Annotated in this window: 1 protein-coding gene; it reads right to left on the bottom strand. The window is 51.5% G+C overall.

What is annotated here, in order from left to right:
* A partial coding sequence (locus tag MiSe_RS50075) for a hypothetical protein (RefSeq protein ID WP_226595082.1) occupies positions 1-324 on the bottom strand: 324 nt, incomplete at both ends.

Genomic DNA, 324 nt, shown 5'->3' on the forward strand with positions numbered 1-324 from the left:
ATGCCCTGCCCCTACACCCAGGGGCACGGCGTAGATAAATTTTGATTTACACCCAAAGATGGTAGAATGCCCTGCCCCTACACCCAGGGGCACGGCGTAGATAAATTTTGATTTACACCCAAAGATGGTAGGATGCCGTGCCCCTACACCCAGGGGCACGGCGTAGATCAATTTTGATTTACACCCAAAGATGGTAGGATGCCGTGCCCCTACACCCAGGGGCACGGCGTAGATCAATTTTGATTTACACCCAAAGATTGTAGGATGCCCTGCCCCTACACCCAGGGGCACGGCGTAGATCAATTTTGATTTACACCCAAAGAT

It is taken from the genome of Microseira wollei NIES-4236 (assembly GCF_020521235.1).
Lineage (GTDB): Bacteria > Cyanobacteriota > Cyanobacteriia > Cyanobacteriales > Aerosakkonemataceae > Microseira > Microseira wollei.